The organism is Achromobacter ruhlandii (genome assembly GCF_902859695.1).
In the GTDB taxonomy this organism is placed as follows: Bacteria; Pseudomonadota; Gammaproteobacteria; order Burkholderiales; family Burkholderiaceae_B; genus Achromobacter; species Achromobacter ruhlandii.
The window spans coordinates 512,672-527,211 of sequence record NZ_CADIJL010000001.1 but is presented as its reverse complement, the minus strand read 5'-3'; the positions used below and the strand labels follow the sequence as shown (position 1 = coordinate 527,211).

At 66.6% G+C, this 14,540-nt stretch carries 13 protein-coding genes and 3 tRNA genes; 7 read left to right on the top strand and 9 right to left on the bottom strand.

Annotated features, from left to right (window positions below; genetic code table 11):
• Together rluB and scpB are read right to left on the bottom strand one after the other, a co-directional pair.
• Positions 1–1,478 (bottom strand): 23S rRNA pseudouridine(2605) synthase RluB (rluB, locus tag HV742_RS02345; RefSeq protein WP_175144375.1); only part of this gene is annotated, 1,478 nt, incomplete at its 3' end.
• A 35-nt stretch (positions 1,479–1,513) separates the two neighbouring features.
• Positions 1,514–2,716 (bottom strand): SMC-Scp complex subunit ScpB, encoded by a 1,203-nt coding sequence (gene scpB / locus HV742_RS02340; protein WP_175144374.1) that lies wholly within the window; start codon positions 2,714–2,716, stop codon positions 1,514–1,516.
• Positions 2,717–2,780: 64 nt separating this feature from the next.
• On the opposite strand from scpB, the gene HV742_RS02335 reads away from it, so the two are divergent.
• Together HV742_RS02335 and HV742_RS02330 are read left to right on the top strand one after the other, a co-directional pair.
• Positions 2,781–2,857 (top strand) — tRNA-Met (locus tag HV742_RS02335).
• Between the two features lie 215 nt (positions 2,858–3,072).
• Positions 3,073–3,534, top strand: coding sequence for a hypothetical protein (locus HV742_RS02330; RefSeq protein ID WP_175144373.1), 462 nt, complete (start codon positions 3,073–3,075; stop codon positions 3,532–3,534).
• A 232-nt stretch (positions 3,535–3,766) separates the two neighbouring features.
• Here the strand turns inward: HV742_RS02330 and HV742_RS02325 are convergent, their stop codons facing one another.
• The 4 genes from HV742_RS02325 to HV742_RS02310 form a co-directional block, all read right to left on the bottom strand.
• Positions 3,767–4,666 (bottom strand): LysR family transcriptional regulator, encoded by a 900-nt coding sequence (locus HV742_RS02325; RefSeq protein WP_175144372.1) that lies wholly within the window; start codon positions 4,664–4,666, stop codon positions 3,767–3,769.
• A gap of 110 nt (positions 4,667–4,776) precedes the next feature.
• Positions 4,777–5,784 carry a CobW family GTP-binding protein gene (locus tag HV742_RS02320; RefSeq protein ID WP_175144371.1) on the bottom strand — a complete coding sequence of 336 codons (1,008 nt, stop codon included), beginning with the start codon at positions 5,782–5,784 and terminating at the stop codon, positions 4,777–4,779.
• A 29-nt stretch (positions 5,785–5,813) separates the two neighbouring features.
• Positions 5,814–7,085, bottom strand: a complete 1,272-nt coding sequence (gene zigA / locus HV742_RS02315) for a zinc metallochaperone GTPase ZigA (RefSeq protein WP_254600911.1) — start codon at positions 7,083–7,085, stop codon at positions 5,814–5,816.
• A 361-nt stretch (positions 7,086–7,446) separates the two neighbouring features.
• A tRNA-Asn gene (locus HV742_RS02310) sits at positions 7,447–7,522 on the bottom strand.
• Between the two features lie 211 nt (positions 7,523–7,733).
• On the opposite strand from HV742_RS02310, the gene HV742_RS02305 reads away from it, so the two are divergent.
• From HV742_RS02305 to HV742_RS02290, 4 genes are all read left to right on the top strand, one after another.
• Positions 7,734–7,809, top strand: a tRNA-Thr gene (locus HV742_RS02305).
• 194 nt (positions 7,810–8,003) lie between these two features.
• Positions 8,004–8,663 carry a response regulator gene (locus HV742_RS02300; protein ID WP_049077578.1) on the top strand — a complete coding sequence of 220 codons (660 nt, stop codon included), beginning with the start codon at positions 8,004–8,006 and terminating at the stop codon, positions 8,661–8,663.
• Positions 8,660–9,994, top strand: coding sequence for an ATP-binding protein (locus HV742_RS02295; protein WP_059269617.1), 1,335 nt, complete (start codon positions 8,660–8,662; stop codon positions 9,992–9,994). The genes HV742_RS02300 and HV742_RS02295 overlap by 4 nt, the downstream gene beginning before the upstream one ends.
• Before the next feature lie 64 nt (positions 9,995–10,058).
• On the top strand, positions 10,059–11,516 hold the full coding sequence (locus HV742_RS02290) for a DegQ family serine endoprotease (protein WP_059269616.1): 1,458 nt from the start codon (positions 10,059–10,061) through the stop codon (positions 11,514–11,516).
• Positions 11,517–11,574: 58 nt separating this feature from the next.
• Here the strand turns inward: HV742_RS02290 and maiA are convergent, their stop codons facing one another.
• Genes maiA through HV742_RS02275 form a run of 3 tightly spaced genes read right to left on the bottom strand, consistent with a single transcriptional unit; the run spans position 11,575 to position 13,730 of the window.
• The gene (gene maiA, locus HV742_RS02285; RefSeq protein WP_059269615.1) at positions 11,575–12,219 is read right to left on the bottom strand and encodes a maleylacetoacetate isomerase; all 645 of its coding nucleotides are present in this window, start codon (positions 12,217–12,219) and stop codon (positions 11,575–11,577) included.
• 51 nt (positions 12,220–12,270) lie between these two features.
• A complete protein-coding gene (gene ispH, locus HV742_RS02280) occupies positions 12,271–13,254 on the bottom strand; it encodes a 4-hydroxy-3-methylbut-2-enyl diphosphate reductase (RefSeq protein ID WP_175144370.1) in 984 nt (327 codons plus the stop codon).
• Positions 13,254–13,730 carry an FKBP-type peptidyl-prolyl cis-trans isomerase gene (locus HV742_RS02275; RefSeq protein ID WP_080977348.1) on the bottom strand — a complete coding sequence of 159 codons (477 nt, stop codon included), beginning with the start codon at positions 13,728–13,730 and terminating at the stop codon, positions 13,254–13,256. The genes ispH and HV742_RS02275 overlap by 1 nt, the downstream gene beginning before the upstream one ends.
• A gap of 51 nt (positions 13,731–13,781) precedes the next feature.
• Here HV742_RS02275 and radC point away from each other — a divergent pair, with 51 nt between their 5' ends.
• Positions 13,782–14,459 (top strand): RadC family protein, encoded by a 678-nt coding sequence (gene radC / locus HV742_RS02270; RefSeq protein ID WP_175144369.1) that lies wholly within the window; start codon positions 13,782–13,784, stop codon positions 14,457–14,459.
• Positions 14,460–14,540 lie beyond the last annotated feature (81 nt).

The window sequence follows — 14,540 nt, the reverse complement described above, 5'->3', positions numbered from 1 at the left end:
GCACCCGCCGGCGCCTCCGCGGCGGCCGGCGCCGGACCATTGGCGGCCACGGCGCGCACGCCACGCCCCTTGCCGCCGCCGGCCTTGCCGCCGGCGCGTCCGCCACCCTTGTTATTGCCACCGCCCGCGCCAGCCGCGCCACGACCGCCGCCAGACTTGCCGCCCTTGCGGTTGCCATTGGCCTCGCCAGCCAGCGGATGGCCATTGGCATAGCCGCCGGCGATCATCAGACCGGTACCGAACGGATCGGACGGACAAGCCGCCGCCTGGCCGGCGCTGCCGACCCGGCCGCCCTGGATCTTGCCGCGGCGGCCGATGCGGGCGCCGTTCATGCCATTGCGATCCATGGTGCCAAAACCCGGCGGCAAGGCGCTGTCATGCGACTGCGGCTGCTTGGAGCGGCGGCGGTTGCCGCCGGACTCGTCGTCTTCGCGCAACAGGCCCAGCTGCACCATCAGCGCGGTGACCAACGATGCATCGAGCTCTTCCCAGCGGCCGCGGCGCAGCGTGCGCGGCAGGACCACGTCACCGAAACGGGTGCGGATCAACCGGCTGACGGTCACGCCGACCGCTTCGAACATGCGCCGCACTTCGCGGTTGCGGCCTTCCTGCAGGGTCACGCGATACCAGCGATTGCTGCCGTCGCCGCCCAGGTAATCGAGCGCGCCGAACGCCGCCACGCCGTCTTCCAGCTCGATGCCATCGACCAGCGACTGGCGCTGCGCCTCGTCCATCTCTCCCAGCACGCGCACCGCGTATTCGCGTTCGGTGCCGTAGCGGGGGTGCATGATGCGGTTGGCCATGTCGCCCGACGTGGTGAAGATCAGCAGGCCTTCGGTATTCAGGTCGAGACGACCGACCGACAGCCACTTGCCGGTGCGCAGCTTGGGCAGGCGCGCGAACACGCTGGCGCGGCCGCCGGGGTCGTCGTGACTGACAATTTCGCCGGCCGGCTTGTGATACAGGATCACGCGCGGCGGCTTCTTGGTGTTGGTGCGCATGATGGGCTTGCCATTGACGCGCACCTGGTCGTTCGGCGCCACGCGCTGGCCGATATGGGCCGGCTCGCCATTGACCGACACACGGCCGGCCACGATCAGCTCTTCCATCTCGCGGCGCGAGCCGATGCCCGCGTCGGCCAGCACCTTGTGCAGCTTGGGCATGACCGCTTCGCTGTTCAGGTACTTGCCCAGCCGCTGTTCCATGCGGTCGGCGGTATCCAGGTAAGACAGCGCCTGCTCGGCTTCCTGCTCGCCGCCACGGCTGTCCGCGCCCTCGGCCTGGCCGGGCGCGGCGGCCTGACCTTCGGCGGCGGGCGCCTGCTCGGCCGCCGCATCGCCGCGACGGCGGCGGAACGGCGTGCGCAGCTTGCGGCCACGGCCGCGGGCCTCGCCTTCGGCGGCCGGCTCGCGGCTGGCGGCGGTTTCCGCCGGCCCGTTGGAAACGGCGTCATCGGGACGCGGGTTGTCGTCCTGCATTGCTGTATTCGTTGTCACTGGGACAGCTCCGAATTTCAAACTTGGGGAGGCCTGCCGGGAGCAGGCGCATCGTCATCGGGGGACGCCGGTTCGCGATCAGCCTCGGGCTGACCGGAATCCGGCTCGGCAGGCTCCGCCGTGGCGGAGCCGGTATCAGGCTCGAACGGCCCGGCGCCAGGCGCCAGCGGTTCAGCCTCGTCTATCCGTTCGGTCGGTTTCGCGCTTTCCGCGTGCTCGACAGGTTCGTCCGCGGCGCCGGATCCGGCGGCTACGTCGGTACTGCCAGTCTCTGCGGCATGGTCGGGCGACCCGCCATGCGCCTCTTGGGCGACACCCACACCCGGCGCCTCGTCTTCCTCGAAGCGCCCGGCATTCGCGATGCCCACGGATGGCGCATCGGACAAGCTTTCGGCTTGCGCCCGGACGGTGGAATCGTCTGCGGGAATCGCGTCTTCTTCTGTGCGCGAAAGCGGGGATTCTACGCTATCGCCCGTCGCGATGGGGGCATCGTCGTCCGAAACAGACAATTCCGTCATCGGAATACTGGATTGCACATCCTCGCCGGCCATCGATTCAGCCACGGCAAGCGGCTCGCCGGTGTGGTCGGCGACGGGACCGCCCTCGTCGGCCGGCGCCGCCCCCTCGCCCTCTTCCGCAGCCTCGGCCAGTTGCTGCACTTCACCCAGATCCAGGCCGGCCAGCGCAGCGGCGGCATGAGCGGATTCCAGCGCGGGCAGTTCGTCCAGCGCGCGCAATCCCAGATCGTCCAGGAACTGGCGCGTGGTGCCGAACAGCGCCGGCCGGCCCGGCGCGTCGCGATGGCCGATCACCTCGATCCAGCCCCGGTCTTCCAGCGCCTTGACAATATTCGACGAGACGGTCACGCCACGGATGTCTTCGATGTCCCCGCGCGTCACCGGCTGGCGCCAGGCCACGATAGCCAGCGTTTCCATCACGGCGCGCGAATACTTGGGTGGCTTTTCCGGATTGAGCCGCTCGAGGTAACGCTGCATGTGCGGCCGACTCTGGAAACGCCACCCGGTCGCCAACTGCACCAATTCCAGGCCGCCATCGGCCCAGTTGTTCTGCAGCGTTTCCAGCAACGCGCGCAGCGCGCTGTTGTCGAATTGTTCATCGTCCCCGAACAGCTTGCGCATTTCGGACAGTTGCATCGGCTGCACCGCGCAAAGCAGCGCGGTTTCCAGCACGAGTATCGCCTCGCTATCGTTCATCGACATTCAAATTCAAAAAAAGGGCTAACTTGCGTTAGGTTGAAAATAAGGCTATTATTCTTTTCTCAGACGCGGGGTGGAGCAGTCTGGCAGCTCGTCGGGCTCATAACCCGAAGGTCGTAGGTTCAAATCCTGCCCCCGCAACCAAATTGATCAAGGCCTGGCGATTGCGCCGGGCCTTTTTCATTTGCGGCTACTTTGTGCGGCCGGTTTTCAATGGGCGCCAGCGAGTCGGATCGGCAGAAAATCCCGGGGCAGAAAACCCCGGAGAAAGCGCCGAAGACAGCACCGAAGGCACCCCCGGGGAGCGCGCGTGCGCAACCAGCGCGTACGCAACCAGATAGGCGCACCAGCCGCCCGCCTTGCGCAACGGACACGCCTGCGTCCTGCGCCACGGCCCGATTACGGGAACCACGGCAAACACGCGTAGCGGCAGCCCGCACAGCCGCCTGAACCCCGCCATGGGCGCAATGGCTACGGACAGCGCTGGTTTGCGTTTTTCTCACGAGAATCCTGTATGTACTGCCCGTCGCCGCGGAATCACGCGGCGAGAATCGCGCCATTCGAAATGGCTGCGCGCATGCCCCGGCTCAGGCGGGGACAAATCCGCCGACGACAAATCCGTGAAAGACAAATCCTGTCGACGACAAATTCGTTCAAGCAAAATCTGGAAAAGCTGGCAAATTTGCCAACACGCCTGCGGATCGCGCCACTACCCGGCACTTTTTTCCGCGGCAATCGATATTGCGGCAATCGATATCAAGAACCTGAATCTTCAGGCATCGGCCACCGGCGCCACGCGCCTGCGGTCGCCATCCGGATAACCCGGCGCGCCTCCCCTGGAGCTCGTGGTGCCCGGCCCTGCCCGGCCCCGACCCGCAAGCCGGAACCCGATATACCGGAACCACGATTCTTGGATGTTAAGACTACATGCTAGCGGACATTGGCAAAAGCCCTGATGCACAGCGCCCGGCCTGTCGAGGCAGCACCCAAATTATACCGTTATATACCCCGCCCTCAAGCCACGCGCCCGAATCGCGCCACGCCGGACACTGCCTAGGGCTGGTCCCAGGGCGCCGAACCGAGCCTTGCCACCAGGAAATCGAGCATCGAACGCAGGATCAGGGGCATCTGCCTGCGCGACGCATAAACCCCATAGATGCCGAGTTCCTGCGGCCGGGCCTGCGTCAGGATTGCCTTCAGGCGTCCTTGCGCCACGTATTCCGCGGCATAGTAGGTCGGCAACATGGCGATGCCCGCACCCTCAAGGGCAGCCTGCAACAGCACCGAAACCTCATTGGCGCTGATGTTGCCGCTGACCGGCACGTCCACCGGTACGCCATCGCGCTCGAAGCGCCACAGGCTCTTGCCGAAATAGGAGTGGGTCAGGCAATTGCGCAGAGACAGGTCCTCGACCCGCGCCGGCTCGCCCTCGCGCCGCAGATACTCGGGCGAGGCGCAGACGACCGACCGGCACACGGCCAGCTTGCGCGCGATCAGGTTGGGATCCAGGTCATTGGTGATGCGCACCGCAAGGTCGACCCGCTCCTCGACCAGATTCACCGCGCGCTCGACCAGCATCAGGTCGACCGACGTGCCCGGGTGCAGCTTGACGTAGTCGGTGACCACCTTGGCCAGGTGGCGCGAACCGAACGACATGCTGGTGGTCATGCGCAACAGGCCGCGCGGCGTATCCTCGGGCGTCGATACGGCATTTCGCAGGTCGCCCACCATGTCGAGCATCTGGCGGCAACGGGGCAGCGTTTCCGCCCCGGCCGGCGTCAGGCTGAGGCGCCGGGTGGTGCGATGTAGCAGGCGCACGCCGACCCACTGCTCCATTTCCGCGAGATAGCGGGACACCATCGCGCGCGACATATCCAGATGGACCGCCGCCGCCGACAAGCTACCCCTGTCGGCGACCTCCACGAATACTTGCATCGCTTTCAATCGGTCCATGATTGTCTCGATTCTTGCACCAGACTTTCCGGTTATACCGTATTTCCGTGCACTTTCCGCACCTTGCAGGACTGGTGCCGGACCATTTCAGGCCCTGGAGCGACGGCGGGTCACGCGGGGAATTGCCCCAGCGCGGCACAGGCCTGCGCCCGCACCTCGGCCACGTCCGCGCCCTGGACGATATAAACCAGCCGCGACTGCCGCTCATCGCCCGGCCATTGCGGCAACGGACGGATCGGATACAACTCGCCGTGCACGCCATGCACCTCGCAAGGCAGCGCCTCCCCTTCGAAGCACACCAGCCCCTTCATCCGCAACAGCGCCTGACCGAACCGTTCCTGCACGCGCGAAACGCCCGCCAGGAAGGCGGCGCGACCGATCGGCGCGGTCAGCGTCAACGAGAAACTCGCCACCTGGGCATGGCGCCCGGACATTGGCTTGGCAAATGCCCGTAGCCACCCCGCCAGGTCGGCCCCGTCACGCCGCGCCTGCGTGTCCGGCCCCTCGCGCAACGCCTCCACCACCGGCGCATCGGTACGCTGAACACAGCGCCGCGCGCCGGGATTGATCGCGGTCACGAGCTGCTCGACATGCCGCAATTGCGCCGCATCCACCAGGTCGGATTTGCTGAACACGACCGTATCGGCCAGGGCCAGCTGCCGCAAGGCTTCGGGCTGCGTTTCCAGCTGGCGCGGCCCGAGCCGCGCGTCCACCACCACGATCGCCCCCTGATAGGCGTAGCGCTCGGCCAGGAAACGGTCATGCTTGAGCGTAAAAAGCACGGGCGCCGGATCCGCCAGGCCGCTGGTCTCGATCAGCACCCGCCGGAACGGCCTGATACGACGCTTCAGGGCCAGCATGAACAACTCGCGCAGGGTATCGGCCACCGCGCCACTGGCCACGCAGCACAGGCAACCGCCCTCGATCAGCACGATATTGTCCCGCGCCAGGCGCACCAGGTGATGATCCACGCCGATGTCGCCGTACTCGTTGACGATGACCACGGCGTCGGCATAGGCCGGTTCGCGCAGCAGACGATTGAGCAGCGTCGTCTTGCCGCTGCCCAGGAACCCTGAAATCACCGTTACGCCTATGCGCTTATCGCCTTCCAATCCCATGCCTCGCACCGGCTTGCGCGCCGCCCTCGCTATTGCGCCGCGCCCCAGGCGGGGAACGGATCCCGAATCGTAGCCAATTCGTCGGCCGGTCGGGACATTTCCTCCTGGGTCATCAGGCAGGCCTGCAGGCGCGCCCGCAGTTCCGCTTCGTCCATGCCGATGCCAATCAGCACCAGCTCCTGGCAACGGTCGCCATAGATGGGATCCCAATCGGCGACGATGCGGGCGCGCGAATCCGCATCCTCGGGCCAACGCTCGCGCGGCAGGGCCGCCCACCAGTAACCCGCCGCGCCGTGGCGCGTGACCGGGCCGGCCTGCGACCACGAAGCCGCGAACGCCGGCCGCGTCACCAGCCAGAAATATCCCTTGGATCGCACCACGCCAGGCCATTCCTCCTGCATCCAGTCCCACAGGCGCTGGGGATGAAAGGGCCGCCGGGCGCGGAACACGAAGCTGCCGATGCCGTATTCCTGGGTCTCCGGCACATGCTCCCCGCGCAGTTCCCGCAGCCAGCCGGGCGCCTGCGCCGCCGCCTCGAAATCGAAGCGTCCGGTATCCAGAACGCGGCCCAGCGGCACTTTGCCGAAGGCTCCATGCATGATATCGGCGCGCGGATTGAGCTTGCGCAGGATGGCTTCGAGCCGCGCCAGCTCGTCCGGCGCGATCAGATCGGTCTTGTTCAGCACCATCACGTCGCAGAACTCCACCTGCTCGATCAGCAGGTCCACCACCGTGCGCCGATCCTCGTCGCCGAGGGTTTCGCCACGCGCGGCCAGGCTATCGTGGCTGGCGTAGTCGCGCAGGAAATTGAACGCGTCCACCACCGTCACCATGGTGTCCAGGCGCGCCACATCGGACAGGCTGGTGCCGTCCTCGTCCCGGAAGGTGAAGGTCTCGGCGACCGGCAGCGGCTCCGAGATGCCGGTCGACTCGATCAGCAGGTAATCGAAGCGCCCCTGCGCGGCCAGGCGCCGGATCTCGATCAACAGGTCTTCACGCAAGGTACAGCAGATGCAGCCATTGCTCATTTCCACCAGCTTCTCGTCGGCGCGCGACAGCGCCGCCCCACCCTCGCGCACCAGCCTGGCATCGATGTTGACCTCGGACATGTCATTGACGATGACCGCCACCCGCCGCCCTTCGCGGTTGTTCAGCACATGATTGAGCAAGGTGGTCTTGCCCGCGCCCAGGAAGCCGGACAGCACCGTCACCGGCAGGCGGCCATCCCCCTGCCCGCGCCCCGGGACCGCCGCCACCTTTTCACTCCCGCCCACATCCACACGCTCATCGCTCGTCCGCATGATGCCCCCATCCGAAAAATTGCCACGCCAAAAATGGAAATGTTATTACATAACACACCCAAAAGGCGAAAACGGCTCATGCAGCCGGGCGAAGGTCGCGTTGCCGACGATCTCGCGCGCCCCGCAGGCGGGTCGGAGCAACCAGGGAAGAATGGGAAAGGAACGACGCAAACGACCCGCCCGAACCACGCAGCGGGAAAAGTGCGACAGGCGCGCGCATCCGAAAATTCGCGCCGGCGATGCACGCCCGGAAGCCCGGAAAGCGATGCGCGGAAAACCACGCAAAAAACCACGCGCAAAACAAAAAACCACGCGCAAAACCAAAAGGGCCACTCACTTGCGTGAGTGGCCCTGAATTCTTTGGCTCCCCGAGCTGGGCTCGAACCAGCGACCTGCGGATTAACAGTCCGTCGCTCTACCGACTGAGCTATCGGGGAACTGCTAAGAAACGAGATTATGAAGGAAAAATTCGAAGTGTGCAAATCCGATCTTTTTTCACGCACACCGCGCGCCCTGTTTCCCATTGCAGAAAAACTCTGATATGATTTCGGTCTTTCCAGATCGGGCCCCATAAACAGGGCATGAACTGCGAAGAAAGAGATGTTTTGCTTGAACTTCTGGCTTGCCGGAAACGAAGCAAATGGTCTTGCCGGCATAGCTCAGTTGGTAGAGCAGCGCATTCGTAATGCGAAGGTCGTAGGTTCGACTCCTATTGCCGGCACCAGAATTCAAGAAGCAGCCCACCCGGGCTGCTTTTTCATTTCTGGCGCGGTGATCCCTCTCTGAAAACACGCAGGGAAGCCCGGTATCCCCCCGCCTTCCAGCATCGTCGCCCCCCGTTCGCCAGATGGCCTTGCGGGAACTCCCGTCTCGCCGCGCGCGTCCAACCCGTTGGATTCCCCCATGGCGACGACTATCATGCGCATCCTTCTCGTCGAAGACGACACCATGATCGGTGAAAGCGTGCTGGACTGCCTGCGCGCCGAGCACTACGCCGTCGATTGGGTCAAGGACGGCCATGCGGCCGACCTGGCCCTGAGCACCGATCCTTACGACCTCGTGCTGCTGGACCTCGGGCTGCCTCGCCGCGATGGCCTGACCCTGCTACGCGAACTGCGCGCCCGCAAGGACCGCACGCCCGTGCTGATCGCCACCGCCCGCGACGCCGTCAGCGACCGCATCGCCGGCCTGGACGCCGGCGCCGACGACTACATCGTCAAACCCTACGACGTCGACGAACTGCTGGCCCGCATGCGCGCATTGATCCGCCGCAGCGCGGGCCGCGCCGAACCGGTGTTCGAGCACGACGGCATCACCATCGATCCGCAAGCGCATGCCGCCACGGTCGACGGCACCCCCGTGCCACTGACCGCGCGCGAATGGGCGGTGCTGGAGCCGCTCATCGCCCGGCCAGGCATGATCTTCTCGCGCGCCCAGCTCGAGGAAAAGCTGTACAGCTGGAAGGACAGCGTCAGCAGCAACGCGGTTGAGGTTTATATTCATGGCCTGCGCAAGAAACTGGGTCAGAACCTGATCCAGAACGTCAGAGGCGTCGGCTATGTCATCCCCAAAACATGAGCATTCCGCTTAGTTACTCGCTGCGGGCCCGGTTGCTGTTCTTCCTGCTCGCCGCGATCGCGGTCGGCGCGCTGGTGCAAGGCACCATCGCCTATCGCAGCACCTTGCAGCAGGCCGACGACATCTTCGACTCGCTGCTGCAGCGCACGGCGCTGTCGCTGGGCACGGGCGACGGGCTGCTGCGCATGGGCCCCTCCCATGCCAAGGGCTCGGGCACGCCGATGGCCGATGACCTCATCATCCAGATCTGGACACCGGACGGGGTGCGTGTATTCAACTCGCGTTCGCGCCGCCCGCTGCCCGACCAGATCATCCTGGGATTCGCCGATACCGAGGTCGAAGGCAGCACCTATCGCGTCTATTCACTGGCGACGCCGTTTCAGGTGATCCAGGTGGCGCAGGACATGCAAGTGCGCAAGCGCATGGCCGGCGCGCTGGCCTGGCGCACGGTGGCGCCGATCGCGGCGGCCGCGCCGCTGCTGATGCTGATCGTCTGGTGCGTGGTGAGCTGGTCGCTGCGGCCGGTCAAGCGCGCCCGCGCGCAGGTGGCCGACCGCCGGCCCGAGGATCTGTCGCCGATCAACGTGCCCGACCTGCCCGACGAGATCCGGCCGCTGATGCAGGAATTGAACCTGCTGCTGGAACGGATGCGCGGCGCCTTCGCCCAGCAGAAGCAATTCGTCGGCGACGCCGCGCACGAACTGCGCTCGCCGCTGGCGGCGCTGACCCTGCAACTGCAATCGCTGCGCCGCGCCCCCGATGACGCCAGCCGCCAGCTCGCCGAGCAACGGCTGGCGACCGGCATCGAGCGCGCCACGCGACTGGTGGAGCAATTGCTGTCCATGGCGCGCCAGGAAAACACCGCCGAATCCCTCCCCGCCGAACCGGTCGACCTGGCCGATGCCTTGCGCCTGGCATTGTCCGAAACCCTGGCCGCCGCCAATGCCAAGGACCTGGCCGTCGAAATGCGCGGCGAACCGCAAGCCTGGATACGTGGACGCCGTGACGACCTGGTGCTGCTGGCGCGCAACCTGCTCGACAACGCCATCAAGTACACGCCGGCCGGCGGCCACATCGACATCCGGCTTGAAACCTCGGCCGACCAGGTCCTGCTGCTGATCGATGACAACGGCCCGGGCATTCCACCCGAAGAACGCGGCCGCGTGTTCGACCGCTTCTACCGGATCGAGGGCAATACCCAGCATGGCAGCGGCCTGGGGCTGGCGATCGCGCGCGCCGTCGCGCAGCGCCATGGCGCCACCATCACGCTGGAGGACGCGCCCGACGGCGGCCTGCGGGCCAAAGTCAGTTTTCCGCGCGCGCCGACTTAAGATTCACCTAAGTGTCAGGCCCGAAGATAGCGCCATGTCCCCACACATGAACGCAGGAGCCGACATGAAGACTTCGCAGATCAAACCCTCGCGCCTGGTGCTGGCGCTGCTGGCCGCCGGCGCGATAGGCGGCGCGGGTGCCGCCGCCACGTTCGGCGGCGTTTCAATGGCCGCCAGCGCCCCGGCCAGCACGGCCTCCGCGGTCGCGGCCGCAGCGCCGGGCGCCGCAATGATGGTCGCCCCCAATTTCGCCCAGATCACGCGCGACTATGGCCCCGCCGTCGTCAACATCAGCATCAGCGGCACGCGCAAGGTATCCGATGACGACGACGACCCCTTCGCCCAGTTCTTCGGCCAGATCCCCGGCGCGCGCGGCGGCATGCCGGCGCGCGAAGTGCCGATCCGCGGCGAAGGCTCGGGTTTCATCGTCAGCAGCGACGGCATCATTCTGACCAACGCCCACGTCGTGCAGGGCGCCAAGGAAGTGACCGTCAAACTGACCGACCGCCGCGAATTCCGCGCCAAGGTGTTGGGCGCCGATCCGCAGACCGACGTGGCCGTCATCAAGATCGACGCCAAGAACCTGCCGGTGGTGAAGGTCGGCGACGTCAACCAGTTGCAGGTGGGCGAATGGGTGCTGGCCATCGGCTCGCCCTACGGCCTGGAGAACACCGCCACCGCGGGCATCGTCAGCGCCAAGGGGCGCTCGCTGCCGGACGACACGTCGGTGCCGTTCATCCAGACCGACGTGGCGGTGAACCCCGGCAATTCCGGCGGCCCGCTGTTCAACGACCGCGGCGAAGTGGTCGGCATCAATTCGCAGATCTACAGCCGCACCGGCGGTTTCCAGGGCCTGTCGTTCTCGATCCCGATCGACGTGGCGTACAAGATCAAGGACCAGATTCTGGAACACGGCAAGGTGCAGCATGCGCGCCTGGGCGTGACGGTGCAGGAGGTGAACCAGGACCTGGCCAACTCGTTCAAGCTCGATACGCCGTCCGGCGCGCTGGTCTCGAGTGTCGAGAAAGGCAGCGCGGCCGAGAAAGCCGGCCTGCAGCCCGGCGACGTGGTGCGCAAGATCAACGGCCGCACCATCGTGTCGTCCGGCGACCTGGCGTCGCTGATCACGCTGGCCACGCCGGGCGAGAAGATCACGCTGGACCTGTGGCGCAACGGCGCGCCCAAGGAAGTCGTGGCGACGCTGGGCGGCGTGCCGAAGGACCGGACGCAGACCGCCGGCGACAGCCGCGACGTGCAGAAGGGTCAGCTCGGCCTGGCCTTGCGCCCGCTCTCGCCTCAGGAGCAGGAGGCCTCGGGCACGCAGGGCCTGCTGATCGAGCAATCGGCGGGTCCGGCGGCCAAGGCCGGCATCCAGCCGGGTGACGTGCTGCTGTCGCTCAATGGCGTGCCGGTGCACAACATCGGCCAGGTCAAGGACGCGCTGTCCAAGGCCGGCAAGACGGTGGCGCTGCTGGTGCAGCGCGGCGAAGACAAGATCTTCGTGCCGGTGCAGTTGGGCTGAGCCCGATCGACGAGCAGGCGGCGGGCCGGCCGGGAAGACATCCCGGCCGGCCCGCGTCTCATTCGGCGTCGGGCTGCCTGCCCGGCGCGGCGGCCTCGAACGCCGGCAATTCGCGGCAGGCGGCGTCGATGCGTACCACCGTGGGCATCGCGCTCAGGTCGCATTCGAAGCGGCGCGCGTTGGCCACCTGCGGCACCAGGCACAGGTCGGCGATGGTCGGGGTGTCGCCGTGGCAGAACCTGCCGGTGGCGGCCGAGCCGGCCAGCTGCGCCTCCAGGGCTTCCAAGCCCTGGCGCACCCAATGTTGATACCAGGCCGTCTTGGCGGCCTCGTCCACGCCCAGCGTGTGCTTGAGGTACTTCAGCACGCGCAGGTTGTTCAGCGGATGGGTATCGCAGGCGATGCCCAGCGCCAGGTCGCGCACGCGCGCGCGGCCGATCGCGTCGGCCGGCAGCAGCGGCGCCTGCGGATGCGTCTCTTCCAGGTATTCGATGATGGCCAGCGACTGGCCGATCACGGCATCGCCGTCGACCAGGGTGGGCACGAGCGCCGTCGGGTTGACCTTGCGGTAGTCGGCCGACAATTGCTGACCGCCGTCCTTGAGCAGGTGCACGGCCAGGTATTCGTACGGCAGGCCCTTCAGATTCAGCGCGATGCGCACGCGATACGCGGCCGAGCTGCGGAAATAGCTGTACAACTGCATGGAGTCTCCTCGATTCTTGTTCGGCGCGACGCCCGCGGCGGGGCGCCGCGACTATTCCAGCGATTCGGTCTGCACGGCCTTGCGCGACAGGCCCTTGGGCAGCGGGAACGCCACGTTCTCTTCCAGGCCCGGCATGGTGCGCACCGACACCGCGCCCAGTTCCTTGACCCGCGCGATGACCTGCTGCACCAGCACCTCGGGCGCCGAAGCGCCAGCGGTCACGCCGATGCGCTTGCGGCCCTCGAGCCAGGCCGGGTCGATGGAATGCGCGCCGTCGATCAGGTAGGACGCCACGCCCTTGCGGTCCGCCACTTCGCGCAGGCGGTTGGAATTGGAACTGTTGGGGCTGCCCACCACCAGCACCAGGTCGCATTCGGGCGCCAGCACCTTGACCGCGTCCTGGCGGTTCTGGGTGGCGTAGCAGATGTCGCTTTTCTTGGGCTCGACAATGCTGGGAAAGCGCGCCTTCAGCGCCTTGGACACGGCGGCGGCGTCGTCCACCGACAGCGTGGTCTGCGTGACGTACGCCAGATTCTCGGGATCGGTGACCTGCAGGCCGGCCACGTCCTCGACCGTCTCGACCAGGTACATGCCGCCCTGGGCCTGGCCCAGCGTGCCTTCGACTTCCGGATGGCCCTTGTGGCCGATCATGATGATCTCGCGGCCGGCCGCGCGCATGCGCGCCACCTCGATATGCACCTTGGTCACCAGCGGGCAGGTGGCGTCGAACACCTGCTGCCCGCGCGCCTCGGCTTCGGCCCGCACCGCCTTGGACACGCCGTGGGCCGAGAACACCACGATGGCGCCCTTGGGCGCGTCGTCGAGTTCGTCGATGAAGATGGCGCCCTTGGCGCGCAGGTCTTCGACCACATAGCGGTTATGGACGATCTCGTGGCGCACGTAGATCGGCGCGCCGTGCAGTTCGAGCGCGCGCTCGACGATATCGATGGCGCGATCGACGCCGGCACAGAAGCCGCGCGGCTGGGCCAGCACGACTTCGGCATCGGCGGCGGTGACAGGGAAGACCTGGCTCATCAGAGAACTCCCAGCAGCGCCACGTCGACCCGCAACCGCACGCCCGCGAGCGGGTGGTTGAAATCGAACAGCGCCGATTCCTCGTTGATTTCCTTCAGGACGCCCGAATAGCGGCCGCCGTTGGGCGCGGCGAATTCGACCAGGTCGCCCGGCTCGAAGGTCGCGTCGGCGCCGGCGTGCTCGGCGAGCATCTTGCGGGTGACGCGCTGGATCAGGTCGGGATTGCGCTCGCCATAAGCGTCGGCCGGCTCCAGCGTGACGCTGAAGCGGTCGCCCTCGGCCTTGCCCAGCAAGGCGGCCTCCAGGCCCGGCGCCCACTGGCCGCTACCCATCTGCAGGGTCGCGGGACGGCCGTCGAAGGTGTCGGTGAACACCGAGCCCTCGCCCGGCCCGGAGGCCAGCGTGATGCGGTAGTTCAGCGTCAGGTAGGAGTCCGGACGGACCAAAACGTTCACTTCGTTAGAGGCGATGCTCAAGATCTGCCACCGTATTCAGACAGTAAATAAACCCTGATTTTAGAGCCTCTTATGAAATTGTCTGCGCGGGTGCCCAAAGCCGACCGTCCCCGAGAGCGCCTGCTGCGCCTGGGCGCCTCGGCGTTACAAAATGCCGAACTGCTGGCCATCGCCCTGCGCACAGGGGTGCCGGGCCTGAATGTGCTGGATCTTTCCTGCCAATTGCTGGACCGTTTCCACGGCCTGCGCGGGCTGCTGGGCGCCTCCCCGGAGGAACTGCAGGCGGTTCCCGGCCTGGGCTCGGCCAAGGCCTGCGCCCTGGCGGCCATCCTGGAGATGGCCAAGCGCGCGATCGAAGAAGAACTGGCGCGCGACAGCACGCTCGACCACCCCTCGCGGGTCAAACAATACTGCCGGGTCACGCTGGCGCACCGCCGTGTCGAGCACTGCATCGCGCTGTACCTGGACAGCCAACTGCGGCTGATCGCCAGCGGCGAACTGGCCCGCGGCACGCTGTCGCAGGCCTCGGTGTATCCGCGCGAAGTCGTGCGCGAGGCCCTGCGGCATCACGCCGCCGCGCTGATCGTGGCGCACAACCACCCTTCCGGGCTGGCCGAGCCGAGCGCCGCCGACCTGGCCTTCACGCGTCACCTGAAGCAAGCGCTGGCGCTGGTGGATGTCGCCCTGGTCGACCACCTGATCGTCGCCGGCGACGCGGTCAGCTCGATGGCGGAACTCGGCCGCATCTGAGGGGCTGCGCGCCCTGCGGGAATTCGTTAGACTACGGCCCGATATTGCTTTAGGCTTAACCTAATTCCGCTTTCGCGATCC